This window comes from Agrobacterium vitis (assembly GCF_013337045.2).
GTDB lineage: Bacteria > Pseudomonadota > Alphaproteobacteria > Rhizobiales > Rhizobiaceae > Allorhizobium > Allorhizobium vitis_B.
Genome location: NZ_CP118259.1, coordinates 3,698,317 through 3,723,227 on the forward strand (window position 1 = coordinate 3,698,317; position 24,911 = coordinate 3,723,227).

Sequence of the window (24,911 nt, forward strand, 5' to 3'; positions counted from 1 at the left end):
TTGAAATTCGAGGGGTAATTTATGGCTGTCATCCGCGTCGGGGCAAAAATACGCGCATTGTTTTTGGGTCCATTGTTTTTGGGTCTCTGTGCCGCACAGAGCTTGGCCACCCAGGCTTTCGCAGAGGAGTTACAATGGCGCTACGCCATCGGCGTGATCGACGCACCCAAATATCCCGAGGGTTTTCAACGCTTCGACTATGTCAATCCCGATGCTCCGAAGGCGGGTGAATTGAAACTTTCGGCCAATGGGACATTTGATACGTTCAATCCTGTTCTGGATAAAGGCCAACTTGCCGCAGGACTATTGCCGCGCCTGTCGATGGTGACGGAAACATTATTGAAGCCGTCTTTGGATGAGGATGGCACGAGCTATGGATTGCTCGCCGAAGCTTTCGCTTATCCTGCTGATTTTTCCTACGTCAAGTTTCGTCTGAGACAGCAAGCAAAATGGGCCGATGGTCAGCCGGTAACACCGGAAGACGTTGTTTTCAGTCTGGAAAAATTCAAGGAGCTCAATCCGCTTTTCACCTCTTATTATAGCCATGTGGTGAAAGCCGAAAAGACCGGTGAACGAGAAGTGACATTTACTTTCGATCAGAAGGGCAACAAGGAACTGCCCTTGATCGTCGGCGAACTGGATATCGTTCCGAAACACTGGTGGGAGGGCCAGGGACCTGATGGCAAGCCACGCGACATTTCCAAGACGACGTTGGAGCCGATCATGGGGTCCGGTCCCTATCGCATCGCCGGATTTTCGCCGGGTGGGTCCGTGCGCTACGAATTGCGGGAGGATTACTGGGGCAAGGATCTGAACGTCAACATCGGCTATAATAATTTCAAGACGGTGATTTATACGTTTTTCACCGACGAAAATGTGGAGTTTGAAGCCTTTCGGGCCGGGACCGTCGATTATTGGTATGAGACCAAGGCCGCTCATTGGGCCACAGCTTTTGATTTTCCAGCCGTCAAGGATGGGCGGATCGTCAGAGAAGAGACCCCAAATCCTTTTCGGGCAACAGGCATTATGCAAGCCATGGTTCCCAATTTGCGACGGGAGCTTTTCAAAGATGAGCGGGTCCGCGAAGCTTTGGGTTATGCATTCGATTTCGAAGAACTCAACAGGACCGTATTTTTCAACAGCTACAAGCGCATCGACAGCTTTTTCTGGGGTACAGAACTCGCGTCGTCCGGTCTGCCTCAGGGCAGGGAGTTGGACATTCTGGAGGCTTTGAAAGGGGAGGTTCCTGCTGACGTTTTCACAAAGCCTTATATAAACCCGGTTGGCGGGACGCCTGAAAAGCAGCGTGATAATCTTCGCAATGCTGTGGCACTGTTGAAGCAGGCCGGATATGAAATCCGTGGTAGTAAAATGGTCAAGGCCGCAACAGGCGAGCCGCTGAAATTCGAAATTCTTTTGAGCAGCCCGATCCTGGAAGTGGTGGCCGTTCCTTATGTCACGATGCTGCGGAAAATCGGTATTGAGGCTAGTCTACGGACCGTTGATTCATCTCAATATATCAATCGTCTACGAAATTTCGACTATGACATGACCTGGACCGTGTGGGGCCAGACCCGCAATCCCGGCAATGAGCAGCGTAATTATTGGGGTTCGGCATCTGCCAATCAAAACGGCTCCCGCAATTATGCCGGCATATCCGATCCCGCTATCGACAAGCTGATCGATCAGGTCGTGTTCGCAAAAAGCCGGGATGACCTTATCACTGCCACAAGAGCGCTGGACCGTGTCCTCTTGGCTCATCACTATGTCATCCCGATGTACTATGGAAACACGGCGCGCATGGCCTATTGGTCAAAGCTTGCTCACCCGGCAGAGTTTCCGCATTTCGCAACCGGTTTCCCCGATATCTGGTGGTCAAAGCAAGCCCCGAACTAACCCTATGCATGACCATGCGGCGGCATAGGCAGTGACAGCCTGCTTTGCAGGCCGCATTTCAGCCGCTACCAATAGGCACGGCGAATCAGCGCCCCGAACATACGACAAGAGCAATAAGAGCAATAAAGGACGGATGGATTGGCAAAACGTGATGGCATGGTGAACACGGGAGCGTTCTGCTGATGGGCGCCTATATTCTGCGCCGCCTGCTGTTGATGATCCCGACCATGGTCGGCATCATGGGCATTTCCTTCCTGGTCATCCAGTTTGCGCCCGGCGGCCCGGTGGAACAGGTGGTGGCGCAGTTAAGCGGGCAGGGTGACAGCGCCGACCAGCGGCTTTCCGGTGGTGGCGATATCGTCAGCCAGGGCGGCATGGGCGATGGCGGCTCGAACTATCGCGGCGCCCAGGGGCTGGACCCGGATCTGATCAAGAAACTGGAAAAGCAGTTCGGCTTCGACAAGCCGCCGCTCACCCGGTTTCTAGACATGATGTGGAACTATATCCGCTTCGATTTCGGCGAGAGCTTCTTCCGCAACACCTCGGTGATCGACCTGATCGTCGAGAAAATGCCGGTGTCGATCTCGCTCGGCGTCTGGGTTCTGTTGCTGTCCTATGCGATTTCCATACCTCTGGGCATCCGCAAGGCCGTCAAGGACGGCTCGACTTTCGATGTCTGGACCTCAGGCATCGTCGTGGTCGGTTATGCCGTGCCGGGCTTCCTGTTCGGTATTTTGCTAATCGTGCTGTTTGCCGGTGGCTCCTTCTACAATTGGTTTCCGTTGCGTGGCCTGACCTCTGATAATTTCGCCGATCTCAGCTGGTGGCAGAAGATCCTCGATTATTTCTGGCACCTGACCCTGCCGCTGACCGCATTGCTGCTTTCGGCCTTTGCCACCACGACGCTGCTCACCAAGAATTCCTTCATTGACGAGATCAAGAAGCAATATGTGGTAACGGCCCGCGCCAAGGGCCTCAGCGAGCATCGGGTGCTCTATGGCCATGTGTTTCGCAATGCCATGCTGATCGTCATTGCCGGTATTCCCGGCGCTTTCGTTTCGGCCTTTTTCACCGGTTCGCTGCTGATCGAGAATATCTTCTCACTGGATGGCCTGGGGCGTCTCGGCTATCTGTCGATCATCAACCGCGATTATCCGATCGTGTTTGCCACGCTTTATATCTTCTCGCTGCTGGGCCTCGTGGTCAGCCTTGTCTCGGATTTGATCTATACCTGGATTGATCCCCGCATTGATTTTGACCGGAGGGATGTCTGATGGCAGCCGTTCCCGAACACTTGGCCAAACCGCCGAAAAAGCCGTTCCTGACCCCGATCAACCGCCGCCGCCTGGAAAACTTCAAGGCCAACCGGCGCGGTTCCTGGTCCTTCTGGATCTTCATGGTGCTGTTCGGTCTCAGCCTCTGCGCCGAGTTGATCGCCAATGACCGGCCAATCATCGCCTCCTACAAGGGCGAGATCCTGTTTCCGGTCGCCATCAATTATCCAGAGGAAAAATTTGGCGGCTTTCTGGCCGTCACCGATTATCGCTCAAGCTTCGTTTCGGACGAGATCAATGCCCATGGCTGGATGGTCTGGCCACCGATCCGTTATTCCTATCGCACGGTGAATTCGGAAATTCCACAATCGGCCCCAACGCCGCCCTTCTGGCTGATGGACGCCAAGCAACGCTGCTCGGCTTACCCCCAGGGTGCGGATGACCCCAATTGCATTCTCGGCAACATGAACTGGCTCGGCACCGACGATCAGGCTCGCGATGTCATGGCGCGGATGATTTACGGATTCCGCATTTCCGTGCTGTTCGGCCTGGCGCTGACGATGATTTCCGCCGTGATCGGCGTGTCCGCCGGTGCGGTGCAAGGCTATTTCGGTGGCAAGACCGATCTGTTGATGCAGCGGTTCATTGAGATCTGGTCATCGATCCCACTGCTTTACATTCTGCTGATCATCGCCTCGCTGCTGCCACCGGGCTTCTTCATTCTGCTTGGCATCATGCTGCTGTTCACCTGGGTGCATTTCGTCGGCATCGTGCGGGCGGAGTTTCTGCGGGCCAGAAACTTCGAATATGTCAATGCTGCCCGAGCGCTTGGTGTCGGCAATTGGACCATCATGCGCCGCCATCTGCTGCCCAATGCCATGGTGGCGACCTTGACCTTCCTGCCCTTCATCCTGTCGGGATCGATCACAACCCTGACCTCGCTGGATTTCCTTGGTCTCGGCATGCCGCCCGGTTCGCCCTCGCTGGGTGAGCTGATTGCCCAGGGCAAGCGCAATCTGCAAGCGCCCTGGCTGGGGCTGACGGCCTTCTTCACCATGGCGATCATGCTGTCCCTGCTGATTTTCGTCGGCGAGGCGGTGCGCGATGCCTTTGATCCCAGGAAGACCTTCAAATGAGCGCGCCCCTTCTGTCCGTTCGCGATTTATCGGTCGCCTTTCATCAAGGCGAAAGCCAGAGCCTTGCCGTCGATCACGTCAGCTTCGACATCGCACCGGGCGAAATCCTGGCGCTGGTCGGCGAATCCGGCTCCGGCAAATCGGTTTCGGCAGCCTCTATCCTCAAACTCCTGCCTTATCCCGCTGCCAGCCATCCCTCCGGCCAGATCCTGTTTGACGGGCGCGATCTGATGACCCTGTCCGAGCCGGCTTTGCGGGCCGTGCGCGGCAATGACATCACCATGATCTTCCAGGAGCCGATGACCTCGCTCAACCCGCTGCACAGCATCGAGCAGCAGATTGGCGAGATCCTGGAACTCCACCAGTCGCTGACAGGGGACGCCGCCCGCAAGCGGACGCTGGAACTGCTGCTTCAGGTCGGCATCCGCGAGCCGGAAAAACGGCTCTCGGCCTTTCCGCATGAACTGTCCGGCGGTCAGCGTCAGCGGGTGATGATTGCCATGGCGCTTGCCAACCGGCCAAAGCTGCTGGTGGCCGATGAGCCGACCACGGCGCTGGATGTGACGGTGCAGGCGCAGATCCTGGAGCTGCTGGCCGGGCTGAAGCGTGAGCATGGCATGTCCATGCTGTTCATCACCCATGATCTTGGCATTGTCCGTAAATTTGCCGACCGCGTTTGTGTGATGACCGGCGGTAAAATCGTTGAAAGCGGCCCGGTCGAGACAATTTTCGCCAATCCGCAACATGCCTATACCAGGAAATTGCTGGCATCCGAGCCGCGCGGTGTTCCGCCGGAAACCGATCTGGCAAAGCCGGTCGTGATGGAAGGGCAGGAAATCCGTGTCTGGTTTCCGATCAAGGCCGGATTTTTGCGCCGGGTGGTGGGCAATGTGAAGGCCGTGGACGGCGTCGATCTGACGCTGCGGGCCGGACAGACGCTTGGTGTGGTGGGCGAATCCGGCTCCGGCAAGACCACGCTGGGGCTGGCGCTGGCACGGCTGATCTCCTCTGAGGGCCGGATCGGCTTTCTCGGCAACAATATCGATGGCTATTCATTCAAGCAGATGCGACCGCTGCGCGACCGTTTGCAGGTGGTGTTCCAGGACCCGTTCGGGGCGCTCAGCCCGCGCATGTCAGTGGGCGACATCATTGCCGAGGGATTGCGAGTGCATGAACGGAGCCTGTCGGCAGGAGAGCGCGACAGCCGGGTCTGCTGGGCGCTGGAGGAAGTCGGGTTGGATATCACTACCCGCTGGCGTTATCCGCATGAGTTTTCCGGTGGCCAGCGGCAACGGATCGCCATTGCCCGTGCCATGGTGCTGAAACCGCGCTTCGTGATGCTGGATGAGCCGACCTCGGCGCTGGACATGACCGTGCAGGCGCAGGTGGTGGATCTGTTGCGCGATTTGCAGAGCCGCCATGACCTCGCCTATCTGTTCATCAGCCACGACCTGAAAGTGGTGAAGGCGCTGGCCAATGACATCATCGTTATGCGATCAGGAAAAGTTGTCGAACAGGGGCCGGCGCAGGAGGTTTTCACCGCGCCGAAACAGGATTATACCAAGGCGCTTCTGGCTGCCGCATTCGACCTCAAGGCCATGAATATCGGTGGCGTCAGCCAATAATATCAGCCTTCTGCAAGGATGCCCCCGCATGTCCCCCAAGCCTCCCGTGGTGATCGACCTCAAGTTTTCACGCGCCGCCATGCAGGCAGCGCTGGCCGGGGCCTTTCAGGATCGTGAGGTGATCGATCTCGGTGATCCCGAGAATGCTGGCAGGGACCTGTCGGCCGCAGCCTATGCAGTTTTGTGGAAGCCGGAGCCATCGCTGTTTACCCGAGCGTCCGGCCTCAAAGTGCTATTTTCCGGTGGCGCGGGTGTCGATCACGTCCTAACCTTGCCGGGCCTTCCCGACTTGCCGATTGTCCGTTTCGTTGACCGTAGTCTGACGGACCGGATGAGCGAATGGGTGGTGCTGAACTGTCTCTATCACCTGCGCCATATGGGCCAATATCTCAGACAGCAGCGCGATAAGGTCTGGAATGAGATGGATCTCCAGCCGGAAGCCCGCGATGTCACCGTCGGTGTCATGGGGCTGGGTGTTCTGGGCCAGGATGCGGCGCACAAATTGAAGGTGATGGGATTTGACGTCATCGGTTGGTCGCGGCGCAGACGCGCGATCGACGGGATCGACACCTATGACGAGGCGCGGATCGATGAGTTCCTGGCCCGCACCGATATCCTTGTCGGCCTCTTGCCGCTGACCCCGGAAACCCGGGGCCTCTACGATAGCAGCCTGTTTTCACGGCTGCGACAGGGTGGAGCGCTGGGCAAGCCGGTGTTTCTCAATGCTGGACGGGGTGGAAGCCAGGTGGAAGTAGACGTGATCGCCGCCTTGCAGAAGGGCGTGCTGGGTGGCGCATCGCTTGATGTGTTTGAACGAGAACCGCTGGCAATGGATAGCCCGCTATGGACCATGGAGAATGTCGTCCTGACGCCTCATGCCGCAGCAGCCTCGGATGTGCGGGCGCTGTTTGCCCATGTGGAGACGCAGATCGCGCGGTTTGAGGCGGGTGAGGCGCTGGATCATGTCGTGGACCGGTCTGCGGGCTACTGATCCCGGAACCTTTGCCGTGTCGGTACGTTGGCCTTCATGAGTGTTTACGTATGATTGCGTATGAAACAGATGGAGGCTCTCCGCATGGCAGGACCAGGCAATTTCGACCCCGCTGATAGAAACCTGAATACGACGCCCGAAACGCCGGGAGCAGAGCGCCCGCTGGAGCCGACCGAGGCGCGGCAGGGCTTTCGCGGCAAACCCGTGCTGATCGTTCTGCTGGCAGGACTGGTTCTGGCGCTGGTTGCGTGGATACCGGCGGAATGGTGGGGGCAGAAAATTGCACCCTCGACGGACCCGGCCACCGAAACGACACGCCCAACGACTGCGCCGCAGCAGCCGAGCCAACCAAGCACAACGCCGTGATTGCGATAGACGGGGCCCTGATGGCGGGGGCGGGTGCAGTAGGACAATAATGAAGTTCCCGGCCACTGGACTTTGGTCACAGTTTTTTCGATAAGGTTGGCCCGGAAAAGACCAAAGCCATAAGGCTATGGTCGAAATGGTGCGGCCAAAACCAGGCCGATGGCAGGCGGCGAGGACGAATGGCAAAGGCGGATATTGCACGGCGGGTGTATAACCATGCCTGGAAGCTCGACCCTATCGTGCGTAGCCTGCTCGATACCGATTTCTATAAGCTGTTGATGTTGCAGATGATCTGGAAACTCTATCCGGATGTTGATGTGACATTCACGCTGATCAACCGCACGACAAAGGTACGCATCGCCGACGAGATCGACGAGGGGGAATTGCGCGCCCAGCTCGACCACGTCCGCACAATTGGCATCAGCAAAAAAGAACTGATCTGGCTGGCAGGCAATAGTTTCTATGGCCGCACCCAGATTTTTGAACCAGAGTTTCTGGCCTGGTTGTCGACAATCCGTCTGCCGCCCTACGAGCTTTCCAAGCGCGACGGCCAATATGAGCTGACCTTCCGTGGGCGATGGATGGAAACCACGCTCTGGGAAATCCCGGCTCTGGCGATTATCAATGAATTGCGTTCGCGAGCTGCGCTGAAATCACTTGGTTATTTTACGCTTGATGTGATTTACGCCCGTGCCAAGGCGAAGATGTGGGAAAAGGTCGAGCGGCTGAAGCAATTGCCGGGCCTGCGAATTTCCGATTTCGGCACCCGTCGTCGCCACAGCTTCCTGTGGCAAAGGTGGTGTGTGGAAGCCCTAAAGGAAGGTATTGGTGAAGCCTTTACCGGCACCAGCAATGTATTGCTGGCTATGGATTCGGATCTGGAAGCCGTTGGCACCAATGCCCATGAATTGCCGATGGTGGCGGCGGCCTTGGCGAAGACCGAGGCCGACCTGGCCAACGCGCCCTATAAGGTGCTTCAGGACTGGAACACGCTCTATAACGGCAATTTGCTGATCGTTTTGCCCGATGCCTTCGGTACCTCGGCTTTCCTGCGCGATGCGCCGCCCTGGGTGGCGGATTGGACCGGTTTTCGTCCCGACAGCGCCCCACCGATCGAAGGTGGCGAGAGGATCATTGCCTGGTGGGAAAAGATGGGTCGCGATCCGCGCCAGAAACTGTTGATTTTTTCCGATGGTCTGGATGTGGACGCCATCATCGACACCTACCGCCATTTCGAAAGCCGGGTGCGAATGAGCTTTGGCTGGGGTACCAACCTCACCAATGATTTCATCGGTTGCGCGCCCCATGACATTGCCGGGCTAAAGCCGATTTCCATCGTCTGCAAGATCACCGAAGCCAATGGCCGTCCCGCCGTCAAACTCTCCGACAATCCCTTGAAGGCAACGGGCGAACCCGCCGAAGTCGAACGCTACCTGAAATTCTTCGGGTCCGAGGATCGTGTGGAGCACGCCGTCAAGGTGTAAAGCCTGCGTCGAGGGGTCAGGAAATTTCGTTTTCGGCAAGCCAGCTTTCGAGCGCCGCGATGGCTTTCAGTCTCAATGCGGCTTTACGCGCCAGAGCTTTTAACAGGCTTCTGTCATTGGCGCCAAAACCGAGTTCCTGCATGACCTCGCCCGGCTTCAGGCGACGCCGCGCCATGATGGCTTCAATGCGGATAATCGTCTCCGGCAGCAGGTAGCGACCATTGGCAATCGGGCCGGAGGCAGATTTTTGCACGGACAGGGTTGACCGGGACAAAACGCTTTCGAGTACCCCGCCGTTTTTCTGGGCCGCCAGCCAGGCGATAAACGCTTGGCGCTCTTCAATGCCCGCCTTTTTCCAGGAGTTTTTCAGCTTCTCCAACCGGCTGCGCTGAGGTCGCAGTCCCGCCAATTCAAGCGCCACCCGTAGAGAACCAATGCGGCCCGCCAAAAAATCACTGTAAATGCCGGGAAACATTGAGCGGAGACGCTCTACCTCCGCAGCTTTCATCTGTTTTTCTGCTTTCGCCATCGTCTGATCACCACTGCTTTTTCGAAGCGGTGTATCCGGGTTCAGACGTCAAGGCCATGGCACAAACAGAAAGCCAACACATTCTATCGAACTTGCTGGACGTTTAGAAAATCAACAATATGGAAAATCAACCGCTTACGGGATTTAATGGCGGACAGGGAGGGATTCGAACCCTCGGTACGCTTTCACGCACACACGCGTTCCAGGCGTGCGCCTTAAACCACTCGGCCACCTGTCCGTTTTTCGAAAAGCTTGCTGCTGGGCAGCTTGACCGTTCGGGCGGGACATATATCAAGGATTCGGCGGCGATCAACCCAAATCTGACAGTTTTTCGACAAAGCCTCGGAAATCTTTTGTCTGGTCCCGGATTGCGCGCTTGGGCGTAGACGGGCAATCTTGTAAAAGCGGGCGCGGGTGAGGTGGAAGGAGACGGCTATGATCCAGTTTTTATTGCGCATTCTCAGCTTCATCATGCTGGTCCTTGCGATCGTAGCAGGGACGACCGATGCCATAGAGTCCGTGGCCTCCTCAGATGTGGTCACAACGGGTTTCGGTTCGCTTTGGGCCGATATCGGTCCGGCAAGCCTTGCGGTGGTCAAGCAGGCAATTACCGCCCATATCAGCAGCGATGCTTTGCAGCTGGCGGATAAAGGCATATTGCAGCAACCGGCTTTTGCAGTTTTTCTGACACTGGCTCTTTTGCTGTGGATCGTCGGCTATAAACGGCGGTCGCCTGCCGGGCGGTTCGCAGCCTGATATCCAAATCCATGGTATGCGCCCGGGCAATAACAGAAAATTAGCATGGAAATTACTTAGGCGGGTCCGTTTTATAACGCCGAGGAAGGCCATCAGCGCTGTCTGCCAAACAACGCCTGTGGTTAAAACGGACTGTGCTATACGGGCGCGAGCTGCCTGTCGGCTAAAAATACAGCAAACAAGTCTTTGATGTGGCTTGTTTTTCGTCTTTCAGCTTCAAAAAACAGCAAATCTGTTAATATTTACCAGTTGAAAAAAATCTGGTGAATTTTTTGGAAAGCCGTGCAAGGATGCGGCCCAGCCGAACCTAAGAGGGGGCGGGCTGGCCGTCGCAACGCAATTCTCCGTCGCGCTTGGAAAGCCTATAAAGAACAACACAAGCAACATCAGGGCTGCACAATGAAGAAATCCCTAATCACGCTGTTTGCCATGGCCGCCATGTCGGCCTCGGCGCTCGCTGCCGACATCAAGCCGGCGCTCGTCTATGGCACCGGCGGCAAGTTCGACAAATCCTTCAACGAGGCAGCATTCAACGGCGCGGACAAGTTCGAGAAGGAAACCGGCATCAAGTTCCGGGATTTCGAACCGACCAGCGATACCCAGGGCGAGCAGGCGATCCGCAATTTTGCCTCCAAGGGCTTCAGCCCGATCGTCGCGGTGTCCTTTGCCTGGACCTCGGCTATGGAAAAGGTCGCGACCGAATTTCCAGAAACCAAATTCGTGATCGTCGATTCGGTCGTGGATAAGCCGAATGTCCGCTCGGTGGTCTTCAAGGAAGAAGAAGGCTCCTATCTGGTTGGTCTGCTGGCCGGCATGGCATCCAAAACCGGCAAAGTCAGCTTTGTCGGCGGCATGGACATTCCGCTGATCCGCAAGTTCGAATGTGGCTATGAGCAGGGCGCACGCGCTGCCAATCCGAAGATCGAAGTGTTGCAGAACATGGTTGGCACCACGGGTGCTGCCTGGAACGACCCGGTTCGCGCTGGTGAACTGACCAAGAACCAGATGGACCAGGGCTCCGACGTGATCTATGCAGCGGCTGGTGCATCCGGCATGGGCGTGTTGCAGACCGCAGCCGATGCCAAGAAGCTGTCGATTGGCGTCGATTCCAACCAGAACCATCTGCATCCGGGTTCCGTGCTCACATCCATGGTCAAGCGCGTCGACCTGGCTGTCTATAACGCCTATGCCGATGCCAAAGCTGACAAATTCAAGCCTGGTCTTGAAGTGCTTGGCGTCAAGGAAGACGGCGTCATGGCAGCGCTGGACGACAACAATAAGGCGTTGATTACACCGGAAATGAAGGCGGCTGTCGAAAAGGCCCGCGCCGATATCATTGCCGGCACAGTCAAGGTTCATGATTACATGGCAGACAATTCCTGCCCGAAGTGATCTGAAACGAGGGCGCGAGCGGCATTCCGCCTCGCGCCCTTTTCATGTCCGTTAGAGCGTTTTCGCTTTTCGTCGAACAGCGAAAATTCTCTCTCTTTTTGCATTTCCGGACGCAAACCTGCTTCGCATCTTTGCTGGAAATACTCTCTCCGGAGTTTTGCACGTGGCCCAAACACCTGCGATTGAACTCATCGGGATCGACAAGAAATTCGGTCCGGTTCATGCCAACAAGAATATCAACCTGACAGTGGCCAAGGGCTCGATCCATGGCATTATCGGTGAAAACGGTGCCGGGAAATCGACGCTGATGTCGATCCTCTATGGGTTTTACCAGGCAGATGGCGGCGAGATTAAAATCGGCGGCCAGGCCACGGTCATCAAGGACAGCCAGGCGGCCATTTCCAGCGGCATCGGCATGGTGCATCAGCATTTCATGCTGGTCGAGAATTTTACCGTACTGGAAAATGTCATGCTGGGTGCCGAAGGTGGCGCTTTGCTGGCCAAGGGAACGGCAGCGGCCCGCGCCTCCCTGAAACAGCTGGAAACGGATTACGGGCTGGATGTCGATCCCGATGCCGTGGTCGAGGAGTTGCCGGTTGGTCGCCAGCAGCGGGTGGAAATTCTGAAAGCGCTGTATCGCGGCGCCGATATTCTCATTCTCGACGAGCCGACGGGGGTGCTGACGCCTGCCGAGGCCGATCACCTATTCAAGATCCTGCGCGTGCTGCGCGATCAGGGCAAAACGGTTATTCTAATTACCCACAAACTGCGGGAAATCATGGCGATTACCGATACGGTTTCCGTCATGCGGCGCGGCGAAATCGTTGCCACCCGCAAGACGGCGGAGACCACAGTAGAGGAATTGGCGGAGTTGATGGTTGGCCGTCGGGTGCTGTTGCGGGTGGACAAGCAGCCTGCACAACCGCGTGACGTTCTGCTGTCGGTGCGCAACCTGACCGTCAAGGACAGTCGCGGCGTCGTCATGGTCGATGATGTGTCCTTCGATGTGCGTGAAGGTGAGATTGTCGGCATTGCCGGCGTAGCAGGCAATGGCCAGAGCGAATTGCTGGAAGCGATCACCGGCATTCGCAAGCCGGTGTCAGGCGAGATCCTCATCGCTGGCAAATCGGTCACGGGTTATGATCCGGCTCGATTGAGAGATCTTGGGCTTGCCCATATCCCTGAAGATCGCCACCATATGGGCCTCGTTCTGCCCTTTGAGGAAAGCCAGAACGCTATTCTCGGCTATCACCGCGACGAGCGCTATGGAAAAGGCATGTTTCTCGATCCGAAGGCGATCCGCGCTGCTGCCGAGGTCGAGATTGCCAAATATGACATCCGCCCACCCAATCCCCGATTGAAGACTGCCAATTTTTCCGGCGGCAATCAGCAGAAAATCGTCGTTGCCCGCGAGATCGAGCGCGATCCGAATGTGCTGATTATCGGCCAGCCGACCCGTGGCGTCGATATCGGCGCCATTGAATTCATTCACCGGCGGATCGTCGAAACCCGTGACAAGGGCAAGGCGCTGCTGCTGGTCTCGGTGGAACTGGATGAAATCCGCTCCTTGTCCGACCGCATCCTGGTGATGTTTGCCGGCAAGGTGGTGGGCGAAAAGACGGCAGATGCCGATGAACAGACGCTGGGCCTGATGATGGCCGGCATTGCCGCTTGAGGTTTTGATGAGTACCGCTTCCATTCCGCTGCCGAACTGGATCACCTACGGGCTTTTGCCGGTAATCAATCTGCTCTTGGCTTTTTTGATTTCCGGCCTGGTCGTGTGGATCATTGGCGAAAATCCCTGGGACGCGCTGGTCCTCATGCTCCAGGGCGCGTTGGGTCGCGGTGAAGGCATTGGTTTTACGCTCTATTATGCCACCAATTTCATCTTTACCGGCCTGTCGGTTGCCGTTGCCTACCATGCCGGGCTGTTCAATATCGGCTCCGAAGGCCAGGCCTATGTCGGTGGTCTCGGCGCGGCGCTGGTGGCCTTGGCATTGGACCATTATTGTCCCTGGTATGTCACCATGCCGTTTGCGGTGATCGGGGCGGCTCTGTTCGGGGCTGCCTGGGCTTTGATCCCGGCCTGGTTGCAGGCAAAACGCGGCAGCCATATCGTCATCACCACCATCATGTTCAATTTCATCGGCGCCGCGTTGATGGTGTATCTGCTGGTGCATGTGCTGATCGTGCCGGGCAAGATGGCGCCGGAAACCCGGACCTTTCTTGTGGGCGGTCAATTGCCGAAGCTGGATTGGCTGATGGCGCTGTTTGGCCTGAAGCTCGGCCCGGCACCTTTCAACGTCTCCTTCATCATCGCCCTTGTCATGGCGGCGGCTGTCTGGGTGCTGATCTGGCGCACCAAGCTTGGCTATGAAATGCGCACGCTCGGCATCAGCCGTTCGGCGGCGGCCTATGCCGGCATTCCCTATGTGAAGATCGTTATCATCACCATGCTGATATCAGGCGGCCTGGCCGGTATGATGTCGCTGAATACCGTGATGGGCGCTTCCGCTCGCCTCCAGGTGGAATTTGTCGGCGGCGCGGGCTTTGTCGGTATTGCGGTGAGCCTGATGGGCCGCAGCCATCCGCTCGGCATCGTCATTGCCGCCATCCTGTTCGGCGTGCTCTACCAGGGCGGCGCGGAACTGTCTTTCGACATGCCCAATATCACCCGCGATATGATTGTGGTCATCCAGGGTCTGGTGATCCTGTTTGCAGGGGCGCTGGAATTCATGTTCCGACCGGCACTGGTGCGCTTCTACCAGACCATTGCCCGCCCGGCTGCGTCTAGCCCAGCCAAGTCAAGCAAGTGAGGATCTGACGATATGGATAATTTCGATATGATCGTCAGCATCCTGGGCTCCACGGTGCGTCTGTCGATCCCGCTGATTTTCACGGGGCTGGCCGGGCTGTTTTCCGAACGGGCAGGCGTTTTCGACATCGGGTTGGAAGGCAAGATGCTGGCGGGTGCTTTCGCGGCGGCCTGCGTTGCCTATCTCACCGGCTCAGCCTGGGCTGGGCTTGCGGGCGGCATTGCTGTGTCTATCGGCTTTTCGCTGATCCATGGCTTTGCCTCGATTACCAATCGCGGCAATCAGATCATTTCCGGCGTGGCGCTGAATTTCGTCGCAGCTGGGCTGACAGCGGTCTTGGGACAGGCCTGGTTCAGTCAGGGCGGACGCACCCCGCAATTGCCTGGTGATGCCCGCTTTCAGCCGATCGTGCTTCCAGGCACTGATGCCCTGCGTGACGTGCCGTTTCTCGGCCCTCTCTATGCCAATGTCGTTTCCGGCAACAATGCCTTGACCTATTTGGCCTTTCTGGCTGTGCCGCTGAGCTGGTGGGTGCTCTATCGTACCCGCTTTGGCCTCAGGCTGCGGGCCGTGGGCGAAAATCCCGGTGCTGTCGATACGGCAGGGATCTCGGTTGCCTGGCTGCGCTACCGGGCGGTGATCGTTGCAGGCTTTCTCTGCGGCTTTGCCGGAGCCTATCTCGCCATCGCCCAATCGGCGGCCTTCATCCGCGATATGTCGGCGGGCAAGGGCTATATCGCGCTTGCCGCGCTGATCTTTGCCAAATGGAAGCCGGTGCCTGTGATGTTCGCCTGCCTGCTGTTCGGCTTTCTCGATGCGATGTCCAATTTCATGCAGGGCAAGGCGGTGCCGGGCATTGGTGAAGTGCCGGTACAGATTTTCCAGGCTCTGCCCTATATTCTCACCTGTATTCTGCTGGCTGGCTTTATCGGGGCGGCCAATGGTCCCAAGGCGGGCGGCGTGCCCTATGTGAAGGAACGGTAATATGTCTCACGACCTGTTCGAGGCGGCCCGCGATGCCATGCGCCATGCCCATGCGCCCTATTCGAAATTTCCGGTCGGGGCTGCGATCCGCGCCGATGATGGCAAGATCTATGTTGGCGCCAATATCGAGAACCTGTCTTTTCCTCAAGGCTGGTGCGCCGAGCCGACGGCCATCGGCTGCATGATCATGGGCGGCGGGCGAAAGATCGTCGAGATCGCCGTCATCGCTGAAAAGCTGGCGCTCTGCCCGCCTTGCGGCGGTTGCCGCCAGAAAATCCGGGAATTTGCTTCGACTGAGACGAAAATCTACCTCTGCGACGACGTGGGCGTGCAAAAGGTGATGAGCATGGACGAATTGCTGCCCTTCAGCTTCGAGACGGATACACTCGGATGACCCCGGCGGTCGATCTGCTTATCGACAGGTTGAACGGGCTTTTGCCACGCATCGCCATCGTGCTCGGTTCCGGCCTTGGCGGGTTGGTGGACGAGATGGAGAGCGCGGTTCGAATTCCCTTTGCCGACATACCGGGTTTTCCGCAGGGCGGCGTTTCCGGCCATGCCAAGGAGCTGGTGGCCGGGCTTTTCGCCGGTCAGCCGATTATCATGCTGGCGGGCCGGGTGCATTATTACGAGGCGGGTGATGCCGCTGCCATGCGGCTGCCCATTGAGACGCTGGCAGCGCTTGGCGTGACGACGCTGATCCTGACCAATGCCGCCGGTTCCTTGCGAGCCGATATGCCGCCCGGCTCGGTGATGCAGATTACCGATCACATCAATTTTTCCGGACTTAATCCGCTGATCGGCGAGGCGGGGGATGGCCGGTTCGTCGGTATGACCCAGGCCTATGACGGAGAATTGGCCGAGGCCATGCGCCGGGCGGCAGACGCTGAAGATATGTCCCTGTCATCCGGTGTCTATATGTGGTTTTCTGGACCAAGTTTTGAGACGCCAGCGGAAATCCGCATGGCGCGGACGTTGGGTGCCGATGCGGTGGGCATGTCCACCGTGCCGGAAGTCATTCTGGCAAGGTTTTTTGGCCTGAAGGTTGCGGCGGCGTCGGTTATCACCAATTATGGAGCAGGGATGACGGGCGCCGAACTCAGCCACGAGGAGACCAAGGACATGGCCCCGATTGGCGGGAGACGGCTTGCCGCCATCCTCAAGCGAATGATCGTTGATGGAGGAGCAGATCTTGGATAGCCGTGAACTGCGCGAATGCGCTGCCGTTGCCCTGTCGGTGCTGGATCTGACCAATCTGAAAGACGATTGCAGACCAGAAGAGATCGATGAACTGTGCACCCGTGCCGTTACGCCATTCGGCCATACGGCGGCGATCTGCATCTGGCCGCGTTTCGTAGCACAGGCGCGCGGCTTGCTTGGTCATGACGGCCAGGTGAAGATCGCAACGGTGGTCAATTTCCCTTCGGGCGATCTTGAGGTTGCGGCGGTGGTCGCAGAAACCGAAGCGGCTCTGGCCGACGGCGCCAATGAGATCGATCTGGTCATCCCCTACCGAGCTTTTATCGAAGGCGATGAAACGGCCGTGATGGAGATGATCCGGGCTGTGAGGGCGGTGATCGCCTCGCCCGCAATTCTCAAGGTCATTCTGGAAACCGGCGAGTTGAAAAGCGCCGCCCTGACCCGCCGTGCCTCGCAGATCGCGATTGCGGAAGGTGCCGATTTCATCAAGACATCGACCGGCAAGGTTACGGTCAACGCCACCCTTGAGGCAGCCGATATCATGCTCCAGGAAATCCGCGACAGTGGCCGCAAGGTCGGCTTCAAACCGGCGGGTGGCATTTCCACGGTCAAGGATGCGAGCCTGTATTTCCGCCACGCCAGCGCGATCATGGGTGAGGATTGGGTGATGCCCTCCACATTCCGTTTCGGCGCGTCGGGCCTGTTGAATGATATCCTGGCCATTCTATCTGGCGAAAAATCCTCGGCCCCAGCCAGCGGCTATTGATATGCAGGCTGTGGAGATCATTCGCCGCAAACGCGACGGAGCGGAGCTTTCCAGTGCCGATCTCCAAACCTTCATCCGCGCCCTGAGCCGGGATGAACTGTCGGAAGGGCAGATCGGCGCCTTTGCTATGGCGGTCTTCCTGCGAGGCATGAGCGATACCGAGACGGTGGCGCTGACCTTGGCGATGCGCGACAGCGGTACGGTTCTATCGTGGAAGACGGCGGGCCGTCCCGTGGCCGACAAGCATTCCACCGGCGGCGTCGGCGACAATGTCTCGTTGATGCTGGCGCCGATGATGGCCGCCTGCGGGCTGGCGGTGCCGATGATTTCCGGGCGGGGCCTTGGTCATACCGGGGGGACGTTGGACAAGCTGGAATCAATACCCGGCTATGATATTGCGCCGGATGCCTCGGTCTTCCATGCCTTGGTGGAGGAGATTGGCTGCGCCATCATCGGCCAGACCGCCGATCTCGCCCCCGCCGACAAGCGGCTTTACGCGGTCCGTGATGTCACGGCGACGGTGGAATCCGTGCCACTGATCACCGCCTCCATTCTCTCCAAGAAGCTCGCCAGCGGGTTGGAAAGCCTGGTGATGGATGTCAAGTTCGGCAATGGTGCCTTCATGGGGCAGGTCGAAGAGGCGCGGGTATTGGCGCGCTCACTGGTGGCGGTCGCCAATGGCGCAGGCACCAGAACCTCGGCGCTGCTGACCGATATGAACGAACCCTTGGCGGATTGTGCAGGCAATGCCGTGGAAATAGCCAATGCGGTCGCCTTCCTGAGAGGTGAAAAGGCGGGGACCCGGCTGGAAACCGTGACACTGGCGCTCGGTGCCGAAATGCTGGTCAATGCCGGGGTCGAGCCGGATCGTGAAGCTGCTGACATCAGGTGTCGTCAAGTCGTGGAAAACGGCAGGGCTGCCGAGATTTTCGGACGCATGGTGCATGGGCTGGGCGGGCCGGTGGATTTCATCGACAGGGTTGGGCAATATCTCCCCAAATCGGTGCTGGATATTCCGGTTCTTGCCACGCAATCCGGCTTCATTTCCACGGTTGCTACGCGCGATATCGGCCTTGCGGTGATCGACCTTGGTGGAGGTCGCCACCGCGCTTCAGACAGGATTGACCATTCTGTTGGCTTCAGCGGTTTCCTGCCGGCGGGGACCGCTGTTAGCAAAGGTGACGTTCTGGCTGTCGTCCATGCCGCCGATGAAGCCAGCGGCACCCGCGCTGCGCAGGTCATCGCGGCAAGTTTTGCCATCGGCGATGAGGCACCTGCACCGTGGCCTGCGGTGGTTGAACGGCTCAACTCTCAATCGTGAACTGCACCCTGTCGGCGGGAAAGCGCGTCACGGCATATTGCACCGGCACGCCGTCCATATCGGTGTTCAGGGCCTTGGTGATCATCACGATGGCACCGGGTGACAGGCCCAGTTCATCCCGGTCGGAAGGATCGGCGTGGACGGCGCTGATGTCGGTGCGCACACGCAGATAATCGGCAAGGCCGCAGGCGGCGAAGGCGGCGGTGATTGAGCCGCTCTGCCGATAGGCCACATTGATCCCTTCGAAACGGGGCAGGGGAAACCAGCTGGTGGAGCGTGATACCGCCCGGCCATCCGCTTTGCGCAGCACTTCCAGCCTGATCACCTGAACGCCGTCTGCCAATTGCAAATGGTCCATCAGCTCCGCACTGGGTGTCTCGACGGCGCTTTCCAGCAACAGGCCTTCCAACGCCCGCGCCTGACCGCCGATTCCGGGCGTGAAACGGGTGCGTTTTGAAATCGGAAAACTGATCCGATCACGCCGCTCGATCAGTGTGCCGCGTCCCTGAACCGCGCGCACGATCCCCTCCTGGGCAAGGGCCGCCAGCGCGCTGCGTACCGTATGTCTGTTGACGCCAAATTCTCCGGCCAGAATCGTTTCCGGCGGCACCATGCCCGTCGTGTCATAGGTGCCATCGCTGATCGATACCCGGATTCGATCGGCAATCTGACGCCAGAGCGCCACGCCGGTCTGTCTTTCGATTGCTTTTTGTCCCGCCACTTTCTGCACCGTCATGTCACACGCTTGTCATCCCGGAGGAATATTTGTAAAGATAAGTTGTATGGTTGTCTATATTAATAGACAAATGGAGGTTTGGCAATGGGCGCACGATCAAAAAGTGCAAATCCGGATGGTGTGCATCGAAAAAGAGTTGTTGACCTTTTGGCGGCGGCCCATCTGGACGAATTAAAGGTGCTGTGGAGCGCGCTGCCGTTGGCGCCGGAAGCACAATTCCTGCGCGGACCGGAGACTGGTCTGGTCATGGTACGTGGACGTATCGGTGGCGGCGGCGCGTCCTTCAATCTGGGCGAAGTAACGGTGACGCGGGCGACATGCAGGCTGGCCTCCGGCCAGGTCGGGCATGCTCAGGCACTGGGTACTTCCAAGGAAAAGGCGCGGCTCTCAGCAATTTTCGACGCGCTTTGGCAGGATGACGCGCATCGCGACAAGATTGAGCCGTTGTTGGCGGCTGTGGAGCGGCGCCTGAATGAGGGCGACCGCGTTAGAGCAGAACAGGTAGCGGCAACGAAGGTGGATTTCTTCACCATGGTCAGAGGAGAAGACTGATGCTCGAAGCGGAAAGCCTGACCGGCGGTTTTTCTCAGCCGGTATTTGAGGCGCAAAGCGTGTTTCGGGCCGTCATGGACGGTATGGCCCGGCCCGGCACCCACCAGAATGTTGCCTTGTCGCTGCAACCGCCAGCACCGTTCGGTCTGGCACAGGCGGCCATTGCTCTGACGCTGTGTGACGTCGACACCCGCGTCTGGCTGAGCGGCGGGCTTGGCAAAAGTGCCGTGCCCGCCTGGCTGAGCTTTCACACCGGCGCTGGGACGACAGCCGACAAGACCGAAGCGCAGTTTGCGTTTTTCGAAGCAGGAAGCCCGCTTGCGGCATTCGCGCAATTTTCCACCGGCACGCAGGACTATCCTGATCGCTCGGTGACGCTCATTTATGAAGCCACCAGTCTCGAAGGCGGCCAACCGCTTACTCTTAAGGGTCCTGGTATTCAGGACCGGACTATAATCGCTCCGCTTGGCTTGCCGGACGGTTTTCTGCGCCATTGGCAGGACAATCATGCCCTGTTTCCACGCGGCGTCGATGCGATTTTCACCGCCGGTCGGGATTTTCTCTGCCTGCCGCGCAGCTGCGCGATCCTATCCGAGGAGGCGTAAATGTATGTTGCTGTAAAGGGCGGCGAGACCGCCATTGCCAATGCCCACAGCCTGCTGGCCGATCGTCGCCGGGGTGATCGAAGCCTGCCGACAATGACCGTCGATCAGATTGTCGAGCAATTGGCGCTGGCCGTTGGCCGCGTCATGGCCGAGGCCTCTCTTTATGATCGCAAGCTCGCGGCGCTGGCCATCAAGCAGGCGCGGGGCGATATGATCGAGGCGATTTTCCTGCTGCGTGCCTATCGCACCACGCTGCCGCGGTTTGGCCTGTCAGAGCCGGTCGATACCGGCGCGATGTTAATCGAACGGCGGATTTCCGCCACTTACAAGGATTTGCCCGGCGGCCAGCTGTTGGGGCCAACTTTCGACTATACTCACCGTTTGCTCGACCCGTCATTGTTGGAAGAGGGCGACGTTGAGCCGCCGGTCCAGAAAATCCCAACCAGCGAAGCCGCTATGCGGGTCTCCGACATCTTGCGCGAGGAAGGGTTGATCGAACCCGATGGCGACATGCCGGAGGATCATCTGGCCGGTGATATTACCCGCCAGCCTATCGAGTTTCCGATGGCGCGGGATTTGCGGCTGCAATCGCTGGCCCGTGGCGATGAAGGATTCCTTCTGGCGCTCGCCTATTCCACCCAGCGCGGCTATGGCCGCAGCCATCCTTTTGCTGGCGAAATCCGCCTGGGCGAGGTTGAGGTGGAGATGGATGTGCCGGAGCTTGGTTTTGCCGTGTCGCTTGGGCGTATTCAGGTCACGGAATGCCAGATGGTCAACCAGTTCAAGGGATCGTCAAAGGCCCCGCCGCAATTCACCCGGGGCTATGGCCTGGTTTTTGGACAGAGTGAGCGCAAGGCGATGGCCATGTCGCTGGTGGATCGGTCACTGCGCGCCGAAGAACTGGGCGAAGATATCACCGCCCCTGCCCAGGACCAGGAATTTGTGTTGTCCCATTGTGACAATGTGCAGGCAACAGGCTTTGTCGAGCATCTGAAGCTGCCGCATTACGTGGATTTTCAGGCAGAACTCGATCTGGTGCGGCGGATGCGATCCGAGCATGAACAGGCCCGCCAGCAAGGGCTGGACCTGAGCGAGGCAGCGGAATGACCGGCCTATCAGTCGTGATCGGCATACCAGACAGCGCAAAGCGTCGAAACGCCCAGCATGAGGGTCACGAAGACGGCGAACATCATTTCGATTTCCATGCTCATTGCTCCCTGTTTGCGAATTTCTGGAAGGGTAACGCACAATGATTACGGAAGTTTCATTAGCGGACGAAATTGCTACTTATAATTTTGCCTATCTGGATGAGCAGACAAAGCGGATGATCCGCCGGGCGATCCTGAAGGCCATTGCCATCCCCGGTTATCAGGTGCCGTTCGCCTCGCGCGAAATGCCAATGCCCTATGGCTGGGGTACCGGCGGCGTCCAGGTGACGGCGGCGATCCTTGGGCCGGAAGACGTGTTGAAGGTGATCGACCAGGGCGCCGACGACACCACCAATGCCGTGTCGATCCGGGCGTTTTTCCAGAAGGTCGCCAATGTGGCGGTCACCACCCACACAAGCGAAGCCACCATCATCCAGACCCGCCACCGGATTCCCGAGGAAAAGCTGCGGGCGGGCCAGGTTCTGGTCTATCAGGTGCCGATCCCGGAACCTCTGCGCTTCCTGGAGCCCCGCGAGACAGAGACACGCAAGATGCATGCCTTGGAAGAATACGGGCTGATGCATGTGAAGCTTTATGAAGACATTGCCCGCAATGGCCGGATTGCCACCACCTATGCCTATCCGGTCAAGGTGGCGGGCCGCTATGTGATGGACCCGTCGCCAACGCCGAAATTCGACAATCCGAAAATGCACCGGTCAGAGGCCCTGCAATTGTTCGGCGCGGGCCGTGAAAAGCGGATCTATGCCGTGCCGCCCTATACCGATGTCGTCAGCTTGGATTTCGAGGATCATCCTTTCACGGTGCAAAGCTTCGACAAGCCCTGCGCGCTCTGCGGGGCCGAGCATGTCTATCTCGATGAAGTGATCCTAGACGACAAGGGCGGGCGAATGTTCGTCTGCTCCGACACCGACCATTGCGAGGATCGCCGCGCCAAAGGTCATCGGGGTGAGATGCTGGCCGAAACACAGCAGGAGGAGGCTGCCCAATGACCCAGCAACCGCTTTTGAAGGTCCGCGACCTGTCGAAATTCTACGGACGGCGGATCGGCTGCGCCAATGTCTCCTTCGATCTCTGGCCGGGGGAAGTGCTGGCCGTGGTCGGCGAATCCGGTTCCGGCAAGACGACGCTGCTGTCCTGCCTGTCCACGCGACTGATGCCGACCACCGGCAGTGTCGATTACCGGATGCGTGACGGTGCCTACCGCGAGCTTTATCACATGAGCGAGGCCGAGCGGCGCTTTCTGATGCGCACTGACTGGGGCTTCGTTCACCAGAACCCCGCCGATGGCCTGCGGATGACCGTTTCAGCCGGGGCCAATGTCGGCGAGCGGTTGATGGCGGTCGGCGAGCGGCATTATGGCAATATCCGCGCCACCGCCACCGATTGGCTGGACCGGGTGGAAATCGCCGCTGACCGCATCGACGACCAGCCGCGCGCCTTTTCCGGCGGCATGCGGCAGAGGTTGCAGATCGCCCGCAATCTCGTCACCAATCCGCGTCTGGTGTTCATGGACGAGCCGACCGGCGGGCTGGATGTATCGGTGCAGGCCCGGCTTCTGGATCTGGTGCGTGGGTTGGTGGCTGATCTTGGCCTGTCGGTCATCGTCGTCACCCATGACCTCGCTGTTGCAAGGCTGCTGTCGCACAGGATGATGGTGATGAAGGACGGCCATGTGATCGAGCAGGGTCTGACCGACCGGGTGCTGGACGACCCGCGCGAACCTTATACGCAATTGCTCGTCTCCTCGATTCTTCAAGTGTGATTGGATAGACCCATGCCCACACCTCTTATCGTTTCCGATGTCGCCAAAAGCTTCACCATGCATCTGCGCGACGGGCTTGTCCTGCCGGTGGTGCGCAATGTCAGCTTTTCCGTGGAAAGCGGCTCCTGCTCCGTGCTGGGCGGTCCGTCCGGCATTGGCAAAAGCTCGATCCTGAAAATGCTCTACGGCAATTACGCCGTCGATAGCGGGCAGATCCTGGTGCGCCATCACGATACGGTGGTGGATCTGGCGTCGGCCATGCCACGCATGGTGCTGGATATCCGCCGCGATACGATGGGCTATGTCAGCCAGTTCCTGCGCACGGTTCCAAGGGTGTCGGCGCTGGATGTCGTGGCTCAACCGCTGACGGCGCGCGGCGTGGCCATCGACGAGGCGAGGTCGGTGGCAAGTGATCTGCTGGCCAGGCTGAACCTGCCCAAGGCGCTCTGGCAATTGCCGCCTGCCACCTTTTCAGGCGGCGAACAGCAGCGCGTCAACATTGCTCGCGGCTTCATCACCGATCATAAAATTCTGCTGCTGGATGAGCCGACGGCCTCGCTCGACGCGCAAAATCGTGCCGTGGTCATCGACCTGATTGCCGGAAAAAAGGCCGAGGGCGTCGCCATGCTCGGCATTTTCCACGACGAGGAAGTGCGCGAAGCAGTTGCCGACACCATTCTCGATGTGTCGCAATTCTCACCTAGAGGCCGTCAGGTTCAGATTGAACCAGCCATCCTCTAGCTTTCTTGTTTTCGTTTGTCTTTTCGGGAAAACCGGTACCCACTTTTCCCTGACAAACTCTAGGAGCATCGCCGCATGAGCACCCGTCTTGGGCTTGAGCCCCAAATCAACCCGACCGCCAGCGTCACGAACAGCGCGCTTGGGCGCTACACCGAAGTCGCTGAGCGCAGCCGTCTCGATGAAGTTGAGATGGGCGACTATTCCTATGTGATGCAGGATGTTTCCATCTGGTGTGCCACCATTGGCAAATTTGCCAATATTGCCGCCAGTGTCCGCATCAATGCCCCCAATCATCCCACCTGGCGCGCCACATTGCACCATTTCACCTACCGGGCCGTCGATTATTTCGAAGGGGCGGATATGGAAACGGATTTCTTCGACTGGCGGCGGGAAAACCGGGTGGTGATCGGCCATGATGTCTGGATCGGCCACGGCGTCACCATTCTGCCCGGCGTCACCATCGGCAATGGCGCGGTCGTGGGCGCAGGCGCGGTAGTTTCCAAGTCGGTGGAGCCTTATACCATCGTCGGCGGGGTGCCAGCCAAGCCGATCAAGCCCCGGTTTGGACCAGGTATCGGCGCGCGCATGGACAGACTTGCCTGGTGGGATTGGCAGCATGAGCGGCTTCACGCTGCCCTTGCCGACTTCCGCACACTTTCCGCCGAAGATTTTCTCGCCCGACATGAAGTCTTAGCCTGAAGTATAGGCCTTTCTACCCTCTGATTTTAACAGAAATGTCATGAAACTGACATGGGCGCTTCACCGACCTGAACTATAGCTCGCTCTGGATTTGGATATGACATCGGAACA

Annotated in this window: 25 protein-coding genes and 1 tRNA gene; 23 read left to right on the forward strand and 3 right to left on the reverse strand. The window is 58.4% G+C overall.

Annotated features, from left to right (window positions below; genetic code table 11):
• Positions 1 to 21: 21 nt before the first annotated feature.
• The 7 genes from G6L01_RS17420 to pncB all read left to right on the forward strand — a co-directional run bounded on the left by G6L01_RS17420 (position 22) and on the right by pncB (position 8,772).
• Complete coding sequence (locus tag G6L01_RS17420) at positions 22 to 1,896, forward strand: extracellular solute-binding protein (protein WP_070163964.1); 1,875 nt, start codon at positions 22 to 24, stop codon at positions 1,894 to 1,896.
• A 182-nt stretch (positions 1,897 to 2,078) separates the two neighbouring features.
• Positions 2,079 to 3,170 carry a microcin C ABC transporter permease YejB gene (locus G6L01_RS17425; RefSeq protein ID WP_012654685.1) on the forward strand — a complete coding sequence of 364 codons (1,092 nt, stop codon included), beginning with the start codon at positions 2,079 to 2,081 and terminating at the stop codon, positions 3,168 to 3,170.
• The gene (locus G6L01_RS17430) at positions 3,170 to 4,306 is read left to right on the forward strand and encodes an ABC transporter permease (RefSeq protein ID WP_070163963.1); all 1,137 of its coding nucleotides are present in this window, start codon (positions 3,170 to 3,172) and stop codon (positions 4,304 to 4,306) included. Before G6L01_RS17425 ends, G6L01_RS17430 begins: the two co-directional genes overlap by 1 nt.
• Positions 4,303 to 5,931 (forward strand): ABC transporter ATP-binding protein, encoded by a 1,629-nt coding sequence (locus tag G6L01_RS17435; protein ID WP_071205992.1) that lies wholly within the window; start codon positions 4,303 to 4,305, stop codon positions 5,929 to 5,931. The genes G6L01_RS17430 and G6L01_RS17435 overlap by 4 nt, the downstream gene beginning before the upstream one ends.
• Before the next feature lie 28 nt (positions 5,932 to 5,959).
• The gene (locus G6L01_RS17440) at positions 5,960 to 6,922 is read left to right on the forward strand and encodes a 2-hydroxyacid dehydrogenase (protein WP_070163961.1); all 963 of its coding nucleotides are present in this window, start codon (positions 5,960 to 5,962) and stop codon (positions 6,920 to 6,922) included.
• 84 nt (positions 6,923 to 7,006) lie between these two features.
• Positions 7,007 to 7,288 (forward strand): hypothetical protein, encoded by a 282-nt coding sequence (locus tag G6L01_RS17445; protein ID WP_012654689.1) that lies wholly within the window; start codon positions 7,007 to 7,009, stop codon positions 7,286 to 7,288.
• Positions 7,289 to 7,467: 179 nt separating this feature from the next.
• A complete protein-coding gene (pncB, locus tag G6L01_RS17450) occupies positions 7,468 to 8,772 on the forward strand; it encodes a nicotinate phosphoribosyltransferase (protein WP_070163960.1) in 1,305 nt (434 codons plus the stop codon).
• Positions 8,773 to 8,788: 16 nt separating this feature from the next.
• On the opposite strand, the gene G6L01_RS17455 is transcribed toward pncB, so the two are convergent.
• Positions 8,789 to 9,301: a hypothetical protein gene (locus G6L01_RS17455; RefSeq protein ID WP_070163959.1), complete on the reverse strand. Its 513-nt coding sequence runs from the start codon at positions 9,299 to 9,301 to the stop codon at positions 8,789 to 8,791.
• A 148-nt stretch (positions 9,302 to 9,449) separates the two neighbouring features.
• Positions 9,450 to 9,539 (reverse strand) — tRNA-Ser (locus tag G6L01_RS17460).
• A gap of 197 nt (positions 9,540 to 9,736) precedes the next feature.
• Between G6L01_RS17460 and G6L01_RS17465 the strand changes: the two genes are divergently transcribed.
• The 9 genes from G6L01_RS17465 to deoA all read left to right on the forward strand — a co-directional run bounded on the left by G6L01_RS17465 (position 9,737) and on the right by deoA (position 18,536).
• Positions 9,737 to 10,057, forward strand: a complete 321-nt coding sequence (locus G6L01_RS17465) for a hypothetical protein (RefSeq protein WP_081343976.1) — start codon at positions 9,737 to 9,739, stop codon at positions 10,055 to 10,057.
• 399 nt (positions 10,058 to 10,456) lie between these two features.
• On the forward strand, positions 10,457 to 11,449 hold the full coding sequence (locus G6L01_RS17470) for a BMP family lipoprotein (RefSeq protein ID WP_070163958.1): 993 nt from the start codon (positions 10,457 to 10,459) through the stop codon (positions 11,447 to 11,449).
• Positions 11,450 to 11,612: 163 nt separating this feature from the next.
• Positions 11,613 to 13,124 (forward strand): ABC transporter ATP-binding protein, encoded by a 1,512-nt coding sequence (locus G6L01_RS17475; protein ID WP_070163957.1) that lies wholly within the window; start codon positions 11,613 to 11,615, stop codon positions 13,122 to 13,124.
• Between the two features lie 7 nt (positions 13,125 to 13,131).
• A complete protein-coding gene (locus G6L01_RS17480) occupies positions 13,132 to 14,265 on the forward strand; it encodes an ABC transporter permease (protein WP_070164054.1) in 1,134 nt (377 codons plus the stop codon).
• Between the two features lie 12 nt (positions 14,266 to 14,277).
• Positions 14,278 to 15,249 (forward strand): ABC transporter permease, encoded by a 972-nt coding sequence (locus G6L01_RS17485; RefSeq protein WP_070163956.1) that lies wholly within the window; start codon positions 14,278 to 14,280, stop codon positions 15,247 to 15,249.
• 1 nt (position 15,250) lies between these two features.
• Positions 15,251 to 15,643: a cytidine deaminase gene (locus G6L01_RS17490; protein ID WP_070163955.1), complete on the forward strand. Its 393-nt coding sequence runs from the start codon at positions 15,251 to 15,253 to the stop codon at positions 15,641 to 15,643.
• Positions 15,640 to 16,449 (forward strand): purine-nucleoside phosphorylase, encoded by an 810-nt coding sequence (locus tag G6L01_RS17495; RefSeq protein ID WP_174089166.1) that lies wholly within the window; start codon positions 15,640 to 15,642, stop codon positions 16,447 to 16,449. Before G6L01_RS17490 ends, G6L01_RS17495 begins: the two co-directional genes overlap by 4 nt.
• Positions 16,442 to 17,215 (forward strand): deoxyribose-phosphate aldolase, encoded by a 774-nt coding sequence (deoC, locus tag G6L01_RS17500; RefSeq protein ID WP_070164053.1) that lies wholly within the window; start codon positions 16,442 to 16,444, stop codon positions 17,213 to 17,215. The genes G6L01_RS17495 and deoC overlap by 8 nt, the downstream gene beginning before the upstream one ends.
• 1 nt (position 17,216) lies before the next feature.
• Complete coding sequence (gene deoA / locus G6L01_RS17505; RefSeq protein ID WP_070163953.1) at positions 17,217 to 18,536, forward strand: thymidine phosphorylase; 1,320 nt, start codon at positions 17,217 to 17,219, stop codon at positions 18,534 to 18,536.
• Here the strand turns inward: deoA and phnF are convergent.
• Positions 18,520 to 19,257: a phosphonate metabolism transcriptional regulator PhnF gene (gene phnF / locus G6L01_RS17510; RefSeq protein ID WP_070164052.1), complete on the reverse strand. Its 738-nt coding sequence runs from the start codon at positions 19,255 to 19,257 to the stop codon at positions 18,520 to 18,522. The genes deoA and phnF overlap by 17 nt on opposite strands.
• Positions 19,258 to 19,356: 99 nt before the next feature.
• Here phnF and phnG point away from each other — a divergent pair, with 99 nt between their 5' ends.
• The 7 genes from phnG (at position 19,357) to G6L01_RS17545 (ending at position 24,800) form a co-directional block, all read left to right on the forward strand.
• Positions 19,357 to 19,824 (forward strand): phosphonate C-P lyase system protein PhnG, encoded by a 468-nt coding sequence (gene phnG, locus G6L01_RS17515; protein ID WP_070163952.1) that lies wholly within the window; start codon positions 19,357 to 19,359, stop codon positions 19,822 to 19,824.
• Entirely contained in the window at positions 19,824 to 20,429 is a 606-nt protein-coding gene (phnH, locus tag G6L01_RS17520) for a phosphonate C-P lyase system protein PhnH (RefSeq protein WP_420359822.1), read from the forward strand. Before phnG ends, phnH begins: the two co-directional genes overlap by 1 nt.
• Positions 20,430 to 21,536 (forward strand): carbon-phosphorus lyase complex subunit, encoded by a 1,107-nt coding sequence (locus G6L01_RS17525; protein ID WP_070163950.1) that lies wholly within the window; start codon positions 20,430 to 20,432, stop codon positions 21,534 to 21,536.
• Positions 21,537 to 21,678: 142 nt separating this feature from the next.
• Entirely contained in the window at positions 21,679 to 22,587 is a 909-nt protein-coding gene (locus G6L01_RS17530) for an alpha-D-ribose 1-methylphosphonate 5-phosphate C-P-lyase PhnJ (protein WP_070163949.1), read from the forward strand.
• The gene (gene phnK / locus G6L01_RS17535; RefSeq protein WP_012654706.1) at positions 22,584 to 23,360 is read left to right on the forward strand and encodes a phosphonate C-P lyase system protein PhnK; all 777 of its coding nucleotides are present in this window, start codon (positions 22,584 to 22,586) and stop codon (positions 23,358 to 23,360) included. Before G6L01_RS17530 ends, phnK begins: the two co-directional genes overlap by 4 nt.
• A 12-nt stretch (positions 23,361 to 23,372) precedes the next feature.
• The gene (phnL, locus tag G6L01_RS17540; protein ID WP_070163948.1) at positions 23,373 to 24,101 is read left to right on the forward strand and encodes a phosphonate C-P lyase system protein PhnL; all 729 of its coding nucleotides are present in this window, start codon (positions 23,373 to 23,375) and stop codon (positions 24,099 to 24,101) included.
• 75 nt (positions 24,102 to 24,176) lie between these two features.
• Positions 24,177 to 24,800 (forward strand): DapH/DapD/GlmU-related protein, encoded by a 624-nt coding sequence (locus tag G6L01_RS17545; RefSeq protein WP_070163947.1) that lies wholly within the window; start codon positions 24,177 to 24,179, stop codon positions 24,798 to 24,800.
• Positions 24,801 to 24,911: the final 111 nt, after the last annotated feature.

Coding starts and splice junctions, on each gene's coding strand:
- G6L01_RS17470 (WP_070163958.1), top strand. CDS start 10,457: ATGAAGAAATCCCTAATCACGCTGTTTGCCATGGCCGCCATGTCGGCC.
- G6L01_RS17530 (WP_070163949.1), top strand. CDS start 21,679: ATGATTACGGAAGTTTCATTAGCGGACGAAATTGCTACTTATAATTTT.
- phnH (WP_420359822.1), top strand. CDS start 19,824: ATGCTCGAAGCGGAAAGCCTGACCGGCGGTTTTTCTCAGCCGGTATTT.
- phnK (WP_012654706.1), top strand. CDS start 22,584: ATGACCCAGCAACCGCTTTTGAAGGTCCGCGACCTGTCGAAATTCTAC.
- G6L01_RS17545 (WP_070163947.1), top strand. CDS start 24,177: ATGAGCACCCGTCTTGGGCTTGAGCCCCAAATCAACCCGACCGCCAGC.
- G6L01_RS17480 (WP_070164054.1), top strand. CDS start 13,132: ATGAGTACCGCTTCCATTCCGCTGCCGAACTGGATCACCTACGGGCTT.
- G6L01_RS17445 (WP_012654689.1), top strand. CDS start 7,007: ATGGCAGGACCAGGCAATTTCGACCCCGCTGATAGAAACCTGAATACG.
- G6L01_RS17440 (WP_070163961.1), top strand. CDS start 5,960: ATGTCCCCCAAGCCTCCCGTGGTGATCGACCTCAAGTTTTCACGCGCC.
- G6L01_RS17455 (WP_070163959.1), bottom strand. CDS start 9,301: ATGGCGAAAGCAGAAAAACAGATGAAAGCTGCGGAGGTAGAGCGTCTC.
- phnL (WP_070163948.1), top strand. CDS start 23,373: ATGCCCACACCTCTTATCGTTTCCGATGTCGCCAAAAGCTTCACCATG.
- G6L01_RS17490 (WP_070163955.1), top strand. CDS start 15,251: ATGTCTCACGACCTGTTCGAGGCGGCCCGCGATGCCATGCGCCATGCC.
- G6L01_RS17485 (WP_070163956.1), top strand. CDS start 14,278: ATGGATAATTTCGATATGATCGTCAGCATCCTGGGCTCCACGGTGCGT.
- G6L01_RS17420 (WP_070163964.1), top strand. CDS start 22: ATGGCTGTCATCCGCGTCGGGGCAAAAATACGCGCATTGTTTTTGGGT.
- phnG (WP_070163952.1), top strand. CDS start 19,357: ATGGGCGCACGATCAAAAAGTGCAAATCCGGATGGTGTGCATCGAAAA.
- deoA (WP_070163953.1), top strand. CDS start 17,217: ATGCAGGCTGTGGAGATCATTCGCCGCAAACGCGACGGAGCGGAGCTT.
- G6L01_RS17425 (WP_012654685.1), top strand. CDS start 2,079: ATGGGCGCCTATATTCTGCGCCGCCTGCTGTTGATGATCCCGACCATG.
- G6L01_RS17525 (WP_070163950.1), top strand. CDS start 20,430: ATGTATGTTGCTGTAAAGGGCGGCGAGACCGCCATTGCCAATGCCCAC.
- pncB (WP_070163960.1), top strand. CDS start 7,468: ATGGCAAAGGCGGATATTGCACGGCGGGTGTATAACCATGCCTGGAAG.
- G6L01_RS17430 (WP_070163963.1), top strand. CDS start 3,170: ATGGCAGCCGTTCCCGAACACTTGGCCAAACCGCCGAAAAAGCCGTTC.
- G6L01_RS17495 (WP_174089166.1), top strand. CDS start 15,640: ATGACCCCGGCGGTCGATCTGCTTATCGACAGGTTGAACGGGCTTTTG.
- G6L01_RS17435 (WP_071205992.1), top strand. CDS start 4,303: ATGAGCGCGCCCCTTCTGTCCGTTCGCGATTTATCGGTCGCCTTTCAT.
- G6L01_RS17465 (WP_081343976.1), top strand. CDS start 9,737: ATGATCCAGTTTTTATTGCGCATTCTCAGCTTCATCATGCTGGTCCTT.